The 15038-nt window shown below is 54.4% G+C and carries 17 protein-coding genes; 5 read left to right on the top strand and 12 right to left on the bottom strand.

Translation table 11 applies throughout. From position 1 onward, the window contains the following. The first annotated feature begins 39 nt into the window (after nucleotides 1-39). The 3 genes from E0L35_RS08335 to E0L35_RS08325 all read left to right on the top strand — a co-directional run bounded on the left by E0L35_RS08335 (nucleotide 40) and on the right by E0L35_RS08325 (nucleotide 2347). A complete protein-coding gene (locus tag E0L35_RS08335; protein ID WP_138800038.1) occupies nucleotides 40-744 on the top strand; it encodes an ABC transporter permease in 705 nt (234 codons plus the stop codon). After that, nucleotides 741-1472: an ATP-binding cassette domain-containing protein gene (locus E0L35_RS08330; protein WP_039859750.1), complete on the top strand. Its 732-nt coding sequence runs from the start codon at nucleotides 741-743 to the stop codon at nucleotides 1470-1472. Before E0L35_RS08335 ends, E0L35_RS08330 begins: the two co-directional genes overlap by 4 nt. Before the next feature lie 65 nt (nucleotides 1473-1537). Next, nucleotides 1538-2347, top strand: a complete 810-nt coding sequence (locus E0L35_RS08325; protein ID WP_027959028.1) for a substrate-binding domain-containing protein — start codon at nucleotides 1538-1540, stop codon at nucleotides 2345-2347. Between the two features lie 195 nt (nucleotides 2348-2542). On the opposite strand, the gene cysN is transcribed toward E0L35_RS08325, so the two are convergent. The 6 genes from cysN to E0L35_RS08295 all read right to left on the bottom strand — a co-directional run bounded on the left by cysN (nucleotide 2543) and on the right by E0L35_RS08295 (nucleotide 7850). Next, nucleotides 2543-3985, bottom strand: a complete 1443-nt coding sequence (gene cysN / locus E0L35_RS08320; protein WP_009287724.1) for a sulfate adenylyltransferase subunit CysN — start codon at nucleotides 3983-3985, stop codon at nucleotides 2543-2545. A gap of 14 nt (nucleotides 3986-3999) precedes the next feature. After that, nucleotides 4000-4932 carry a sulfate adenylyltransferase subunit CysD gene (gene cysD / locus E0L35_RS08315; RefSeq protein ID WP_138800101.1) on the bottom strand — a complete coding sequence of 311 codons (933 nt, stop codon included), beginning with the start codon at nucleotides 4930-4932 and terminating at the stop codon, nucleotides 4000-4002. Nucleotides 4933-5185: 253 nt separating this feature from the next. Beyond that, nucleotides 5186-5950: a phosphodiesterase gene (locus tag E0L35_RS08310; RefSeq protein ID WP_138800037.1), complete on the bottom strand. Its 765-nt coding sequence runs from the start codon at nucleotides 5948-5950 to the stop codon at nucleotides 5186-5188. Then, nucleotides 5950-6396 (bottom strand): DUF1249 domain-containing protein, encoded by a 447-nt coding sequence (locus E0L35_RS08305; protein ID WP_022524019.1) that lies wholly within the window; start codon nucleotides 6394-6396, stop codon nucleotides 5950-5952. The genes E0L35_RS08310 and E0L35_RS08305 overlap by 1 nt, the downstream gene beginning before the upstream one ends. Nucleotides 6397-6398: 2 nt before the next feature. Further along, complete coding sequence (locus E0L35_RS08300; protein WP_041158009.1) at nucleotides 6399-7118, bottom strand: NUDIX domain-containing protein; 720 nt, start codon at nucleotides 7116-7118, stop codon at nucleotides 6399-6401. Between the two features lie 72 nt (nucleotides 7119-7190). Next, nucleotides 7191-7850, bottom strand: coding sequence for a hypothetical protein (locus E0L35_RS08295; RefSeq protein WP_138800036.1), 660 nt, complete (start codon nucleotides 7848-7850; stop codon nucleotides 7191-7193). A gap of 173 nt (nucleotides 7851-8023) precedes the next feature. On the opposite strand from E0L35_RS08295, the gene greB reads away from it, so the two are divergent. Beyond that, the gene (gene greB, locus E0L35_RS08290) at nucleotides 8024-8554 is read left to right on the top strand and encodes a transcription elongation factor GreB (RefSeq protein WP_009287719.1); all 531 of its coding nucleotides are present in this window, start codon (nucleotides 8024-8026) and stop codon (nucleotides 8552-8554) included. A 28-nt stretch (nucleotides 8555-8582) separates the two neighbouring features. Here the strand turns inward: greB and E0L35_RS08285 are convergent, their stop codons facing one another. From E0L35_RS08285 to E0L35_RS08270, 4 genes are all read right to left on the bottom strand, one after another. After that, on the bottom strand, nucleotides 8583-9311 hold the full coding sequence (locus tag E0L35_RS08285) for an SIMPL domain-containing protein (RefSeq protein ID WP_022524022.1): 729 nt from the start codon (nucleotides 9309-9311) through the stop codon (nucleotides 8583-8585). A gap of 130 nt (nucleotides 9312-9441) precedes the next feature. Further along, on the bottom strand, nucleotides 9442-10464 hold the full coding sequence (locus tag E0L35_RS08280; RefSeq protein ID WP_027959023.1) for a zinc-binding alcohol dehydrogenase family protein: 1023 nt from the start codon (nucleotides 10462-10464) through the stop codon (nucleotides 9442-9444). 23 nt (nucleotides 10465-10487) lie between these two features. After that, nucleotides 10488-11330, bottom strand: a complete 843-nt coding sequence (locus E0L35_RS08275; RefSeq protein WP_027959022.1) for a fumarylacetoacetate hydrolase family protein — start codon at nucleotides 11328-11330, stop codon at nucleotides 10488-10490. A 22-nt stretch (nucleotides 11331-11352) separates the two neighbouring features. Continuing rightward, a complete protein-coding gene (locus E0L35_RS08270) occupies nucleotides 11353-12093 on the bottom strand; it encodes an SDR family oxidoreductase (protein ID WP_138800035.1) in 741 nt (246 codons plus the stop codon). A 247-nt stretch (nucleotides 12094-12340) separates the two neighbouring features. Between E0L35_RS08270 and E0L35_RS08265 the strand changes: the two genes are divergently transcribed. Then, nucleotides 12341-13096, top strand: a complete 756-nt coding sequence (locus tag E0L35_RS08265; protein WP_022524026.1) for a FadR/GntR family transcriptional regulator — start codon at nucleotides 12341-12343, stop codon at nucleotides 13094-13096. Nucleotides 13097-13119: 23 nt separating this feature from the next. Here E0L35_RS08265 and E0L35_RS08260 read toward each other — a convergent pair whose 3' ends face one another. After that, nucleotides 13120-14124, bottom strand: coding sequence for a methyltransferase (locus E0L35_RS08260; RefSeq protein WP_041158006.1), 1005 nt, complete (start codon nucleotides 14122-14124; stop codon nucleotides 13120-13122). After that, entirely contained in the window at nucleotides 14121-14960 is an 840-nt protein-coding gene (locus E0L35_RS08255; RefSeq protein WP_041158005.1) for a methyltransferase domain-containing protein, read from the bottom strand. The genes E0L35_RS08260 and E0L35_RS08255 overlap by 4 nt, the downstream gene beginning before the upstream one ends. Between the last annotated feature and the right edge of the window lie 78 nt (nucleotides 14961-15038).

The following is a 15038-nucleotide window of genomic DNA, read 5'->3' as shown; positions in this document are numbered from 1 at the left end:
CTACAACAGCTCTTCATACAAAAGTGAAACCGACGCTCAATGCTCACCAGTGATAATGCTTTTAGTACTGCTCTCACCCTGATCCTGAGTATGGATAGCGCGCTAATCTCCATCGTGATGCTCTCGCTGCAGGTATCGCTGATGGCGGTATTGATTGCCAGCCTGATAGCCCTGCCCTTAGGCGCTGCTCTGGCGCTATGGCGCTTTCCTGGACGTAACGTCGTGATTGTCGCCCTCAATGCCTTGATGGGCTTACCGCCAGTCGTGGCAGGGCTTTGTGTCTACCTACTGCTTTCGCGCGCAGGCCCACTGGGTGAATGGGGGCTGCTGTTTACGCCAACAGCGATGGTGATAGCCCAAGTGATTCTGGTACTACCCATTATTGCCGCCCTCACCCGCCAGCAGGTTGAAGCGCTTCACGGAGAGTATGACGAGCAGTTGAACTCACTGGGGCTAACGCGCCTACGCATGATCCCCACCCTGCTATGGGACGCACGCTTTGGGCTGTTAACGGTGATCCTGGCAGGCTTTGGCCGCGCCAGCGCCGAAGTGGGCGCAGTGATGATTGTGGGCGGGAACATCGACGGCGTCACCCGCGTGATGACCACCAGCATTGTGTTGGAAACCAGCAAGGGCAACCTGCCTATGGCCCTTGGCTTAGGGATCATTCTGCTCGCCCTGGTCACCATGATTAACGCGATTGCCCACATAATCGGCGAAACGGCGAAAAGGCGGCTGGGATGAACGCACATCATACGCCCCCCGTCGCCACCCTTGAGCTCGACAGCGTGAGCTTTATCCATCGCGGCCATACCCTGCTTAGTCCCACATCGATGCGCCTTGCAGGCTGCCAGCGAACGCTAATAATGGGGCCGAACGGTGCGGGCAAAAGCCTATTAATGCGTCTAGCTCACGGCCTACTAACGCCCTCCAGCGGTTCGGTTCGCTGGCAAGGGGTTCAGCCCGCGCAAGCCATGGTTTTCCAACGCCCTGTGCTGTTACGCCGCTCAGCGCTGGATAACCTGACCTATGTGCTAGCCATCAATAAAGTGGCGCGACCAGAACTGAAAGCGTTACCTCGAAAAACCCAGGCGATGAGTGCCCTTGAGAAGTTTGGCTTAGCACACCTAGCCAAACGGCCTGCGCGGGTGCTTTCCGGTGGCGAGCAGCAGCGTTTAGCGTTGGCACGGGCCTGGCTGCTCAATCCCCAAGTTCTGTTTTTAGACGAACCCACCTCGGCGCTCGACCCCGCCGCCATCAAGGCCGTTGAAGATGCCGTACTGGAGTTTCATCACAGCGGTACACGTATCGTTATGACCACTCACGACTTGCACCAAGCACATCGCTTAGCCAATGACGTGGTGTTTTTGCACAACGGCGAACTACTTGAACACACCCCTGCCCGCGACTTTTTTACCGCCCCCACCTCACCTGAGGCGGGGGCGTTTATTCGCGGCGAGTTGGTCTGGTAGCTCCAATATGAGTGAGCCCTAGGATTGAAGTAAAACGATTCATGAAAAGCGATCAAGGAGCAAAAATGAACAAAACTACCGCACTTATCACCGCTGGCACCCTAGGGCTGACCTTCAGCGCTACGCTGATGGCGGCCGATGACTACATTACCCTGGCCTCCACGACCTCTACCGAAAACTCTGGCCTGTTTGACGCCATCATCCCCGCATTCAGCGAAGAGACCGGGATTGATGTGCACGTGGTCGCCGTGGGCACCGGCCAGGCATTTGAAATTGGTCGCCGTGGCGATGCGGATAGCCTGCTGGTTCACGACACCGCAGGTGAAGAAAAGTTTGTGGCCGATGGCTACGCCACAGAACGCTTGAATGTAATGTACAACGATTTCGTGATTGTTGGCCCGAGCGATGACCCTGCAGGCATTAGTGATAGCGAAACCGTTACAGATGCCATGCAGCGCATTGCCGAGAGCGAGTCCCCCTTCGCCTCACGCGGGGACGATAGCGGCACCAACCGCGCGGAATTGCGCTTATGGGAAGATGCTGGGGTCACGCCACAGGGCGAGTGGTACCGCGAGCTGGGCAGCGGCATGGGCCCTACGTTGAATACCGCCGCGGGCATGGACGCCTATACGTTTACCGATCGCGCCACCTGGGTCGCCTTTGACAACCCACAAGACCTTACCTTGCTGTTTGAGGGCGATGAAGCGCTATTCAATCAGTATGGCAGCCTATTGCTCTCGGCAGAGCGACACCCGCATTTGAAGCACGACCTCGCCGCCCAGTGGCACGAGTGGCTGGTTTCTGAACAGGGCCAGCAAGCGATTGCGGATTTTGAGGTAGATGGTCAGCAGCTGTTTTTCCCTAATGCTGAGTAAATCTAATCACCTACCGCCATTGCGAGTAGCTTGCGACGAAGCAATCTCATACCGGCGATGGCACTAACTTTGAGATTGCCGCGCTGCGCTCGCAATGACAAAAGCAAGTTTGCCGCGTCGCTTCGCTCCTCGCAATGACATAAGGAGAACTCCTCGCACGGATGTGAGGAGGCTCATGACCGGAGCTTATGCCGGTTAGCGGCTGAATAAACCGCTGATATCTTTCGCTTCCCAGTGAGGGAAATGCTTACGCACCAGGGCATTCAAGTCACGCTCAAAGTCGGCCCAATCGGTGGCGTTTGAAGCATTGCCTGGGGCGCTGGCGGTACCGCGGATCATACCGGCGCCTACGGTCACGTTGGTCAGCCGATCAATGATGATAAAGCTACCGGTACCGGGGCTGGTGCGGTAATCATCCACGGGAATAGCAGCTGTCAGTTCCACGTCGCAGCGGGCAATAGCATTTAGCCCCAGCGAGTGAGTGGCATGCTTCTCCAGAGTATTGACGTCGATTTGGTAATCAATCGCACTGATCTGACCGGAAAGATCGCGGGTCGCCAGTTTGAAATCGTAGAGCTTACCTGGCGTTAACGCCTCTTCCTGCATCCAAACAATATCGGCTTTAAAGGTGTTGGAGAGCGGCAGTTCGCTATCCGCTGCCACCAGCCAGTCGCCACGGGAGATATCGATTTCATCTTCCAGAGTCACAGTGATCGCCTGACCTGGATAAGCGGCCGCAAGGTCACCATCAAAAGTGACAATCCGTGCAACCCGCGACGTTTTACCCGATGGAAGTGCCTTAACGGCTTGACCAGGACGTAATACACCCGCGGCTAAGGTGCCGCAGTAACCGCGAAAATCAAGGTTCGGGCGGTTAACGTACTGAACCGGTAAACGCAGATCGCTGAGGTTCTGGTCGCGGGTAATCTCGACACTCTCTAATAGCTCGATCAGTGTTTCCCCCTGGTAAGCATCGCTAAAATACCAGGGCGTTTGTTCGCTGCGATTGACCACGTTGTCGCCATTCAGGGCCGACATCGGTACAAAGCGAATGTCAGGTGCTTGCAGATTGGTGGCAAAGGCTCGGTACTCATCGACTATCTCGTTAAAGCGCTGCTCGGAGAAGTCCACTAGATCCATCTTATTGACCGCAATCACCAGGTGCTGAATACCTAGCAGGTCGGCAATAAAGCTATGGCGGCGAGTCTGGGTCTGCACACCGTAGCGGGCATCGATCAGGATAATCGCCAGGCTGGCGGTTGATGCCCCCGTGGCCATATTGCGGGTGTACTGCTCATGCCCAGGCGTATCGGCGATAATAAACTTGCGCTTATCGGTAGAGAAAAAGCGGTACGCCACATCGATGGTAATGCCCTGCTCACGCTCTGACTGCAGCCCATCCACCAACAGCGCCAGATCAACGGTATCACCAGTAGTACCACTGGTTTTAGAAGCCTGAGTGATCGCCGCCAGTTGATCTTCAAAGATCATTTTCGAGTCGTGAAGCAGACGGCCAATCAGCGTCGATTTGCCGTCGTCTACGCTACCGCAGGTGATAAAACGCAGCAGGTCTTTGTTTTCGTGCTCGTGCAGGTACTGCTCGATATTATCGGCGATTAAATTAGATTGGTGAGACATCAGACTTTCCTCATTTAAAAATAGCCCTCGCGCTTTTTCTTCTCCATCGAACCCACCTGGTCGCGGTCAATGGCACGGCCACTGCGCTCGCTGGTTCGGGTCAGCAGCATCTCTTGAATAATTTCCGGAAGCGTCGCGGCTTCGGATTCCACCGCGCCGGTTAGCGGGTAGCAGCCAAGCGTTCGAAACCGTACCGACTTCATTTCCGGCACTTCGCCAGGTGCTAACGGCATACGGTCGTCATCGACCATAACTTGCATACCGTCGCGCTCGACTATGGGCCGCTTGGCCGAGTAGTAGAGCGGCACGATGGGAATCGACTCTAAGTAGATGTACTGCCAGATATCCAGCTCGGTCCAGTTAGAAAGTGGGAACACGCGGATCGATTCACCTTTATTGACCTTGGCGTTATATACGTTCCAAAGCTCAGGGCGCTGGTTCTTGGGATCCCAACGGTGATACTTATCGCGGAACGAGTAGACGCGCTCTTTGGCACGCGAGGCTTCTTCATCACGACGCGCGCCACCAAAGGCCGCATCAAACCCATACTTATCCAGCGCCTGCTTGAGCGCCTGGGTTTTCATGATATCGGTGTATTTGGCGCTGCCGTGGTCGAACGGGTTGATATTGGCTGCCCGCCCCTCTTCGTTGGTGTGCACGATCAGTTCCATACCCGCCTCTTCAGCCATGCGGTTACGGAACTCGATCATTTCGCGAAACTTCCACGTGGTGTCCACGTGCATCAGCGGGAATGGCGGTGTACCGGGGTAAAAAGCTTTGCGCGCCAAGTGCAGCATTACCGACGAATCTTTACCGATGGAGTACATCATCACCGGGTTGGCGAACTCAGCGGCAACTTCACGGATGATATGGATAGACTCGGCTTCTAATTGCTTGAGGTGGGTCAAGCGCGCGGCATCAGGGGCATTAAAAGCCTCCCCCTGCATCGCTGAAGATGAAGAACGCGTCTCTGAAGACCGCTCTTTTGACGACAATGTAGACAATTGGGTCATGGCCCCTTACCTCACAAGAACAAGCTCGTCACACAAGCTAAAATCAGCGTACGTTATAGATAAATGTACGTTCGAATGTGAGTAGGGTAACGCCGAGCCGGTAATAACCCAAAAGAATTAATAACTATCTTTTTATTCCTAAAAAACCTATCCAGAAATGGGAGAGAAATAAGAGAGCAATTAACGTCTAATCAATGCGCTCTATCCAGCTCTGCCACTCGCTTCCCTGGGCATCGCTATACGCCAAATCGATAACCCGATAGCCAGGGCGGGAAGCTTCATCAATGGCAAACTGCTCGGCACCGGGCAGAAACTGATCGGCCATCGCCGGGCAGCCATAAACATCAATAGTGGCCTCACCTATGCCTCTACCTGTGCCTAAAATATGATGCTCGGCGTAGGCTTGGTGCGCGTGACCAAACAGGATGATCTTGACGTGCGGGTATTTACTTAGCAGTTGCCAAAATGCGTCGCGATCTTGTAGGCCAATGGCATCCATCCACACCGCGCCGACGTCCACCGGCGGGTGGTGCATGGCTATCAGCGTGGGCTGGTCATCGTTCTCTAACTGTTCAGCGAGCTTAGCTAGCCGCTCGCTTCCCAGTTCACCGTGGGGTTTGCCCTCCACCTGGGTATTGAGCAACAGGATGCGCCACGAATCCAAGTCCACTTGTTCAACCATCGGCCGCTCGGCCGCCATGAACTCGGGCTGATCGTGATTACCCGGCAGCCAGTACCAGGGGCAAGGCAACTGCTCCAGCGCCTGCACCGCCAAGGCGTAGGAAGCGGCCGATTCATCCTGGCTAATATCACCAGTAAACAGCACGATATCGGGCTTTTCGGCGACAACGGCATTCAACACCTGCTGAAACTGCCGCCAGGGTATGCCCGCCCGGGAACGCGCTTCGATATCCGCATAGAGATGGGCGTCGGTAATTTGCACCACACGCATTAGGGCATCTCCGGCACGTCGACCGTGTGACCGTGAGCAAGGCCATGAGCCAGCCACTCGCCCAAGAAGCGGTTGAGTTGAAGCTTCTCATCCGGCTGATGCATCCGGGCATTGGGGTAGCGGTAGCGGCCACTAAAGTGGCGCTCGCGCTGAAAGTCGGTCACTTCCGCCATGCGTACATCGTGATAAAGATGTACGCGCATACGCGGCCCTTCCAAAACGGTATCTAGTGGGCCGGTCTGAGAAACATTCACCATGGTGGTGTAAGGCGCCTGCTCTTGAATATACAGATGCAGATCACCGAAATGCTGTTTATCACCGCGCAAGGCAATATCGCGGCGCTGGCCGGCCTCCATATCGCCCACCAGGCGCACCAAACGTAAATAGTTGGCGCTGCACTCCCCTTGGAGCGATTTTAAATCGGTGACATAGGCCGTTCTCGCCATGTTCACTCCTCGTCGGTTTCGCTTTGCGTCAAAGCGCGCTGTGAGGCAGCACGCAGTGAGGCTCGCTGACTATTAAGCCAATGTAGACCAATTAAACACATGGCGTTGTCGAGTCGCCCCTTCTCTAAGAGCTCCCAAGCGTTAGCGAAAGGCATGACGTGAACACGAATATCCTCATGCTCTTCATCTAGGCCATGAATCCCACCTAATCCTTGGGTATCTACCAAACCACAAAATAGTGTCACTTGCTCGCTGCAGGCGCCAGGGCTGGGATAATACGTGTGAAGTTTGGTCAGTTGGGCCACTTTACAACCGGCCTCCTCCCACGCCTCGCGACGCGCCACATCTTCCAGCGATTCGTCTTTTTCGACCAAACCGGCCACGAGCTCGAGCTTCCAGGGAGAAACGGAATCATCAATGGCGCCGGCACGAAACTGCTCAATGAGCACCAATGAGTCGCGCTCGGGGTCGTAGAGCAGCACACCCACTGCATCAAAGCGATTATGCACTTCACGACGCATAGGTTCGCTCCAACCGCCTTCAAACAGCCGGTGACGAAGCTCTAAGGCTTCCAGGCGGAAAAACCCCTGGTGTAGCGTCTCCCGCTTAAGCAGCTCAACATCATTGCGCTTTAAGTCTGGAACGCTAAGAGCCGTGTTTTTAAAAGGAGGGCGCTGAAAATTAGGATTCTGAACAGCATCGTGCTTGGAGTTGGACGCCATGAGGCACTCCCGGTGGTGATAATCGATCTATTATCAATGCTTGCCACCGGGAATGCCAATTCAGCGGGGGATTTACAGCTGCTTAAGCAGCGCTTCGGCATCACGGCGTAGCGCTTCATCGGAGACTTTCCGGTTGTCTCGAGCGGTGCCGTTAACCGCTCGCTGGGCGTGCTCGCGAGCGGCCTGCTCATTGCCCTCTTCTTTCAAAAAGGCAGCGTAGTAGTAGTTCACATCGATGCCGTCTGGGCGGATCTCCAAGGCACGCTGGAACATGCGTTCAGCGGTATCACTATTGCCAAAACCGAGTGGCCGCCCTGGAGCGCGATCGTAAAGCGCACCTAGCGTGACGTAGGCGGAACCATTCAACCCCTGAGGATCTATTTCAATCGCCTTTTCTAACGCGTCACGCGCATCACCTGCGATTCCTAATGCGCCTAAACCACCGCGCTCACGGGCATAAGAAGCCAGAACTATTCCCTGCCAGACAAGTACATCAGCTTCATCGCTGTACTGCTCGGCCAACTGCTCCGCTTCACCTGCCAATGCCTTTAACGTGCTCTCGCGCTCGTTGGCGGGCATCTCAGTCACGGTATGCTCCCACCTGTTTTTAAGCGAAAACAGCTCGCCTTCAAAGGCAGAGGCGGTTAGCGGAGACAGCATCAGCGCGCTGCCAATGGCGGCGGCGATTATTAAACGTGACAAAGAGTTGCGTGAAAAAGAGTGAGTTCGCATACATGCTCCTAACATTATTGTTGTCCTGGTTAGACCTACTAATAGCGGGCCTCTCGCTCAATATAGCAAAAAATGTAACAAACGTTTGAATGATTTTCCAGTAGCATGTTGCTTGGTATGCTTCGCGCAATTAACGTAAGGTAGATAGCTCGAAACACAATGGGGAATAGGTAATGAAAGGCCGCAACATGACCCGCTGGCGCGATCCAGCCAAAGATCCGCGTCAAGCCCCTAAGAGCAATCTGATTACCCCAGAAGGGGCGGCTCGCTTGCGCGCTATCTTGGATCACCTATCGCGGGTTAAACGCCCGGATATTTCAGCAAAAGTCGGCGAAGCAGCCGCCCAGGGCGACCGCAGTGAAAACGCCGATTACACCTATAACAAGAAAGAGCTGAACCGCGTTATCGCCCGGATTACTTACCTGACGAAACGCTTGGACGAACTGCAAATCGTAGACCGCCTGCCTGCCGATACCAGCAAGGTGTTTTTCGGCGCTTATGTAAGCCTGGAGGATGAAAGTGGCGGTGAGGTGCATCTCAGGATCGTTGGCCACGATGAAATCGACACCAAAAAGCGCTGGATCAGTATCGATGCACCTATGGCTAAAGCACTGCTCGGTAAACAGGTGGGTGATGAAGCAAAAGTGCTCACGCCTAACGGTGATACGTTTTATACCATCACCGCCATTGATTACACTGGCTAATCCCTGCGCCATTAACGCCGCCTAGGGCCTAATCTTGTAAGGAGTAGTCCACCGTGGTGACAACGCGAACACGTTTGGTTTGCGGCGTGTAGCTGTCCAAGTCCTCGATGGAGAAGTAGCCCTGGGTCGCCTGACGAATCTGGCCCACTTGGCTACCGGAATCTTCGGCAAACTGCTGTGCGGCGTTACGCGCATCCGCAGTGGCCGCCGCAATCATTTCAGGCTTGATCGCATCAAGTCCGGTAAATAGAAACTCCGTGCGGTATTCGTAGCTGGGCGAGAGCAGTACGCCCTCTCGAACCAGTGAAGTCGCATTGGGGATTGCCTCGATCACGCCCTCGACATCGGGGGAGCGCAGTAGCAGTGTTGCTTCGGCGCGATAGCGCTCATCCGGGCGCTGACCACCGTACTGATTGCTATATTGGTCGGTAATCCGCGGCGGAGTGGAGCTAACATGCTCTGATGCAAACCCCTGGGCCTCCAGAAAATCGCGAATTGCCTGCTCGTCACTGGACAACTGCTGCTCAAGGTCACTCAAGCTATTAGCGCTGACACTGTAATTGAACGGCCACAGCACCAAATCCGCCGGCACTTCTCGCTCGGCTAAGCCGCGCACCGTGACGCTACGTGACGACTGCTGCCATACTTCTGCGGCGCCCTTGATATAACTACCGCTCCATACCAGCCCTAGCGCCAGCAGCCCGCCCAGCAGAACGGCACTTCCCAGTACCGCCGTATTTCGAATATTTCCCGCCATTGCTGCCACTCCTACTCACTACCGTTAAATTAACGACTACTTATTTGCATCATAGTCCTTAACGATAGACCTTACCGGTAAATTCGTCGGCGGCTGAATGTGGCAAGTTTGAGGAAACGATGCAGAAGTGTTAATGATCAATCGATATCATGGCCTTGATAACCTGATTAGCGGGGTCACACCACTGGGGCATCTGGGCAGGCACGTCAGCAAGGTAAGCACGGTGGGTAATCATTGCTTCAGCATTGATGTCCCCACTATCCATCAGTGACACCACACTATCAAAGTCTTCCCGAGTGGCATTACGGCTGCCGATCAAGGTCAACTCTTTCTTGTGGAAATCAGGATCACTGAAGGTAATGTCTGCTTTGACTATACTCACCAGAACATAGCAACCGCCATGCCCCACCAGATCGAACCCAGCCTCCATAGCACGAGGGCTCCCTGTGGCATCAAACACCACATCTGCTAACGCACCGCCATTTAGCTTGCTGATCTGTGCAGCCACTTCCACTTCCTGAGGGTTCGCCACCGCATCGGCACCCAGTACGTCACGGCAAAAAGCCAGACGTGATGGATTGGTATCCACCATCAAGGTACGCGCACCCTGGCTTTTAGCGACCTGGAGTACGCCCATACCAATAGGCCCCGCACCCACGATGACGGCTAATTCATCCGCTTGTAGCACGCTACGCCTTACAGCGTGAGCACCAATTGCCATGCACTCCACCAGGGCCAATTGATCGATGCTAAGGGTTTCAGATACCACTAAGTGAGTGGTAGGTACGGCCAGGTACTCCGCCATGCCACCATCTTGATGTACGCCAATAACCTGCATGTTCTGGCAGCAGTTGGTTTTATGCTGCTGGCAGGCACGGCATTCACCACAATGCAGGTAGGGTATGACATAAACCTGCTTGCCCAGTAAGTGCTGGTCATGGTCATCAGCGACTTCGACTATCTCACCGGCAAGCTCATGGCCTAACACCCTGGGGTATTCAAAATAGGGTTGGTTTCCACCATAAGCATGAATATCCGTTCCGCAGATACCGATACGGCGTATCCGTACCACGGCATGCCCAGAGGCACACTCTGGCTTAGAAGCGTGACGCAGCTCCAGATGTTGCGGCTTTGAACAGATAAGCACTTCCATAAGCGCGCTTCTCCTCGTTATGTTTAGGCCTGAACGACCCGCTGCCGCTGCACACCTAAGCCCTCAATACCTAAACGCATTTGCTGCCCATCACGAAGGTAAACGGCAGGCTTCTGGCCCATACCCACACCGGGAGGTGTGCCGGTTGAGATAACATCGCCAGGCTGCAAACTCATGAAACGACTCAAGTAACTGATCAGAAAAGGCACTTGATACACCATGGTGCGTGTATTGCCGTCCTGGTAACGCTGGCCGTCTACCTCAAGCCACATACCTAACTGGTGTGGGTCAGCAATCTCATCACGGGTAACTAACCAGGGCCCCAAGGGGCCAAACGTATCGCAGCCTTTGCCCTTGTCCCAAGTACCACTGCGCTCCAACTGAAACTCGCGTTCAGACACATCATTAACTACGCAGAACCCCGCCACATGTAACATCGCCTCAGCTTCATCAATGTAACGACCACCCTTTCCAATAATTACCCCAAGCTCGACTTCCCAATCGGTCTTTTTGGAGCCACGGGGGATCTCCACATTGTCATTGGGACCACAGATAGCGCTTGTCCACTTATTGAAAATGACCGGCTCGGGGGGAACCTCGGCGCCGGTTTCTGCTGCGTGATCGGAGTAGTTGAGACCAATACAAATAAATTTGCCCACCTGACCAACACAAGGCCCCAGACGCACATCAGCCGCGACCTCTGGCAATGTAGAGAGATCCACATCGCGAAGTTTCTGCAACCCTTCGTCGCTCAACACATCACCGGCAACATCGCTAACGAGGGCGGAAAGATCACGCACCTTACCCTGACTATCGAGAATGCCCGGCTTTTCCTGGCCCAGCGTTCCAAAGCGTAAAAGTTTCATATTGTTATTCCTTCTGAAGTAATCAGTTAGCCCAACCACCATCGATCAATTGCGTGGTACCGGTAATAAACTGCGATTCATCACAAGCCAGAAAAGCCGCCAGCGCAGCCACTTCCTCCACTCGCCCCAGCCTACCCATTGGCTGACGGGCAATAAAAGAGGCTAGCACCTCTGCATCACTGCGCCCCTCTTTACGTGCCTGCTCAGCAATACGCTGTTTGAGAGAGGGAGACTCAACGGTGCCAGGGCAGATCGCATTGCAGCGAATTCCCTGGGTCATAAAGTCGGCGGCGACAGACTTGGTCAGTCCGATCACCGCGGCTTTAGAAGTACCGTAAGCGCAGCGATTAGCAACTCCTTTAATGCTAGATGCCAGGGAAGCCATGTTGATGATGCTGCCACTCTCTTTTGCCAACATGCCCGGTAAAAAAGCCTGCAAGGTATGAAACATTGAAGTGACATTCAGATCCATCGATCGCTGCCAAGTGGCCTCGTCGCATTCGAGTACGCTGCCACCTGCCACCATACCGGCGCAGTTAAACAGTACATCCAAGGCTGGCAGTGAAGTGGCTAATTGGTGGATCGCTTGGCTATCCGTGACGTCCAGGCGATAAGCTTCAACACCCGGTATCCCTTCTAAGCTGGCAATATCGATATCTGTCGCGAATACGCGTGCGCCCTCGGCAACAAAGCGCTCGACGCTAGCACGCCCAATGCCGTTTGCAGCGGCGGTGATCAGTGCAGTTTTGTTTTTGAGTCTCATACTATTGCACATCCCTAACGGCTAAGGCGCGCCCCTAAAAGCGGTGGTACGACCTTGAAAAGAATGGGAACATACATTAGGCCAAATCATCCAGACACCTAATGGCCTGACCAATGAGCCGAGTATGAGCGAGAAACTTTGACCCTGACAAGCCTCAAAAGGCCAAATAGCAGCTTTTGGGAATAAACTTTAGTAGCCATCAACTTTAGTCGAAAAACACCAGTGAAACGGATAGGAAACACCACGAATGCCGATTCAAACCATCCGCTCGCAGCGCCTCTATCGCCAGATTGCTGATCAATTACAGCAGTTAATCAATGATGGTGAGTTTCCCCCAGGAACGCTGTTACCCCCCGAGCGAGAGCTTGCCCAAGCTCTTGGCGTTAGTCGGGCTTCAGTGAGAGAGGCCTTGATTGCTCTCGAAGTGGTTGGGCAGGTAGCTGTTCGAGTCGGCCATGGTGTCGTGGTGCTTGAATCGCGCGCCACTCCCATGGAGTCGGTGATGCGCGCAGCCGCTCGAACCGAGCCCTGGGCAATAGACCCAGAGTTCGAGAGCGAAATTGAGCTCAATCTGGACGAAGAGATCCCGCCCTTTTCACTTCTCCAGACGCGCCGCTATCTGGAACCGGAAATTGCCGCGTTAGCAGCCATGAACGCCACTGAAGAGGATATGAAAGCGATCCGTTTGGCATTTGAGCGGAATGTGTCTGACAACGCCAATGGCGGGCGCAACTGCGCCGGAGATCGATTACTGCATATTCGTATTGCTGAGGCCTCAGGCAACGCGGCCTACGCACTTGTCATCAAGCATCTGCTTGGCCACAAGTACGGCGCCATGTTTCGTCGACTCCAGGAACTCTTTATGGAAACAGATATGCCGCAGCGCTCCCAGGATGACCATAAGCGCATCGTTGAAGCCATTGAAGAACGTGACCCGGCGGCTGCTCGTCGTGCCATGGAAGTGCATCTGGATCACGTACTTAATGTTTTCTTTGCTGAGTAAGTACCTCATCAAATGCCGTAGACCTAGCGCTGTAACTTAATCGCACCGTAAACCTTGAAGCGGCGATTATCCGCCAGGGTCTGGAAGTCTTGAAATGCCCGCTGCAAGTGGTCTGGATAGGGCAAAAAGCCATTTGCCACCAGGATTAACCGCCCGCCCGCATTGAGATGCTCTGGCGCTGCGCTGATCAAACGCTGGCTAGGGCCATAACTGATATCACGCTCTTTATGGAAAGGCGGGTTGCTAACAATCCAGTCAAACTGCTCACCTTCAAGTGCACTGAATACATCACTGCAGAGTACCCGCCCCTCTAGCCCATTCGCCGCCAAGGTGCGCTTACACGCCTCTACCGCAAAAGCGCTGACGTCCACCGCGGTCACATGATGGCCACGCTGGGCCAACCAAGCGCTAATAATCCCATCGCCACAGCCCATATCCAGCACTTTGAGCGGTTTTTTCGGCAAGCTATTCTCAATGCTTTCCAACAGTAACAGCGTTCCTTCATCGACTTTGCCGTGGCCAAATACGCCCGGGTGGCTGTTCAGCGTCAGTCCTAATGTCTCGAATTGCTGCCAAGCGCTATCGCTAGTCGAATCCAATGCCACGGTTTGGGTGGCAAAGAGTGAACAGCGCCGGGCGTTGTCGCGCTTATCCCAAGGCATCCCCAGCTCTTCCAGCATCTTGGGAACGCGTTTAATGCCACCTTGATGCTCGCCGACAATTTCAATGGGTGTGCCTTCAGGTAGCTGCTCACATAACCACTTGAGCCACCAAATACCTAACTGATGCGCCTTCGGCCAAAACAGCACCATCTCTTTGCCGAATGGCTCACCCGCTGCTAAGTCAAAAGGCGCTCGGGCCTGTTTGCCTTTAGCCTGCCACTCACGCAGCACGTCAAAATCGCCACTGACCACACCCGTCGATTGATCAATAAGCCAGCTATCGACTGGCGGGCCAATGACCCACAGCGCTACATAGTTATCTTTTTGCCGCTCTAACAGTTGGCACGCTGGGGCTTGGGCACTCATTCAACGATCTCCGGTTTAATTAATGTATAAAGTAGGTAGCGGCCTAAGCGCCAATGGGGGTCATGGCGACAATACTTTTTTTCCAGCGCCAGCAGCGTTTCAGTTTCTACTGGCGTGGCGGGAGGGTGGCGCAAGTAATCTTGAAAAACGCGGATACCGGCGACTGCATCTATCACTAAGCCGTTATCTGCACTCCACTGCTCAACCTCGGCATGACTAACAGGCGAAATAGGCGTCAATCGTTGTCGCTTGCCCTTCCCCGCTAAGCGGTCGCTCAACGCCTTCTCAAGATTGCCTTTGACCGCGTTGGAAAAGCGCAGTGCATCGCGATTAAACACCATCAAGCTAAGCTGGCCACCCGGTGTCAATAAATGACTCAAGGTAGCCAGTGCTGCTTGCGGGTCGCCCAACCACTCCAACACTGCATGGCAGGTAATCAGCGGCCATGGGCCAGGAGCTTGTTCTGTTAACAGTTGTAGCGGCGCCTGCAGATAAGTAATCGCCTCTTCCGGTAACGTTTTAACGTCCCGGTGCCAGGTTTTGGCGTAGCTCAACATATCTGCTGAGGGTTCAGTCATCGTGACATCGTGCCCCCGCTCAGCAAACCATGCCGCCTGCTGGCCCAGGCCACCGCCCACGTCCAGCACGCACTGCCCCTCTAGATTCAGCATTTCCGGTAGCAGGTAGTCGAGCATTGCGAGACGCAGCTCGCCCCGGGGCGCCTGATAGAGCGAACGGGAGAATTTCTCGGCCAGGCCATCGAAATAGCGATCGCCAGACGGCGTTAATTCATAGCTGCTCGATTGAGAATGGAGTGATTTAGGGTTTGAGGGCATGCCGCGAGCATCGCTGTAAAAGAAAGCGTGCAGTTTACCTGATTATCCCTACCCGGCCGAATGGCGGTCTGGCCTGCA

Source organism: Halomonas sp. ATBC28 (assembly GCF_005937175.1).
GTDB classification, from domain to species: Bacteria; Pseudomonadota; Gammaproteobacteria; order Pseudomonadales; family Halomonadaceae; genus Vreelandella; species Vreelandella titanicae.
This window is presented reverse-complemented; position numbering and strand designations above follow the sequence as displayed.

Bases quoted from the DNA above. Each gene is read 5' to 3' on its own strand.
- E0L35_RS08335 (WP_138800038.1), top strand. From the start codon at position 40: ATGCTCACCAGTGATAATGCTTTTAGTACTGCTCTCACCCTGATCCTG.
- E0L35_RS08330 (WP_039859750.1), top strand. From the start codon at position 741: ATGAACGCACATCATACGCCCCCCGTCGCCACCCTTGAGCTCGACAGC.
- E0L35_RS08325 (WP_027959028.1), top strand. From the start codon at position 1,538: ATGAACAAAACTACCGCACTTATCACCGCTGGCACCCTAGGGCTGACC.
- cysN (WP_009287724.1), bottom strand. From the start codon at position 3,985: ATGTCTCACCAATCTAATTTAATCGCCGATAATATCGAGCAGTACCTG.
- cysD (WP_138800101.1), bottom strand. From the start codon at position 4,932: ATGCAGGGGGAGGCTTTTAATGCCCCTGATGCCGCGCGCTTGACCCAC.
- E0L35_RS08310 (WP_138800037.1), bottom strand. From the start codon at position 5,950: ATGCGTGTGGTGCAAATTACCGACGCCCATCTCTATGCGGATATCGAA.
- E0L35_RS08305 (WP_022524019.1), bottom strand. From the start codon at position 6,396: ATGGCGAGAACGGCCTATGTCACCGATTTAAAATCGCTCCAAGGGGAG.
- E0L35_RS08300 (WP_041158009.1), bottom strand. From the start codon at position 7,118: ATGGCGTCCAACTCCAAGCACGATGCTGTTCAGAATCCTAATTTTCAG.
- E0L35_RS08295 (WP_138800036.1), bottom strand. From the start codon at position 7,850: ATGCGAACTCACTCTTTTTCACGCAACTCTTTGTCACGTTTAATAATC.
- greB (WP_009287719.1), top strand. From the start codon at position 8,024: ATGAAAGGCCGCAACATGACCCGCTGGCGCGATCCAGCCAAAGATCCG.
- E0L35_RS08285 (WP_022524022.1), bottom strand. From the start codon at position 9,311: ATGGCGGGAAATATTCGAAATACGGCGGTACTGGGAAGTGCCGTTCTG.
- E0L35_RS08280 (WP_027959023.1), bottom strand. From the start codon at position 10,464: ATGGAAGTGCTTATCTGTTCAAAGCCGCAACATCTGGAGCTGCGTCAC.
- E0L35_RS08275 (WP_027959022.1), bottom strand. From the start codon at position 11,330: ATGAAACTTTTACGCTTTGGAACGCTGGGCCAGGAAAAGCCGGGCATT.
- E0L35_RS08270 (WP_138800035.1), bottom strand. From the start codon at position 12,093: ATGAGACTCAAAAACAAAACTGCACTGATCACCGCCGCTGCAAACGGC.
- E0L35_RS08265 (WP_022524026.1), top strand. From the start codon at position 12,341: ATGCCGATTCAAACCATCCGCTCGCAGCGCCTCTATCGCCAGATTGCT.
- E0L35_RS08260 (WP_041158006.1), bottom strand. From the start codon at position 14,124: ATGAGTGCCCAAGCCCCAGCGTGCCAACTGTTAGAGCGGCAAAAAGAT.
- E0L35_RS08255 (WP_041158005.1), bottom strand. From the start codon at position 14,960: ATGCCCTCAAACCCTAAATCACTCCATTCTCAATCGAGCAGCTATGAA.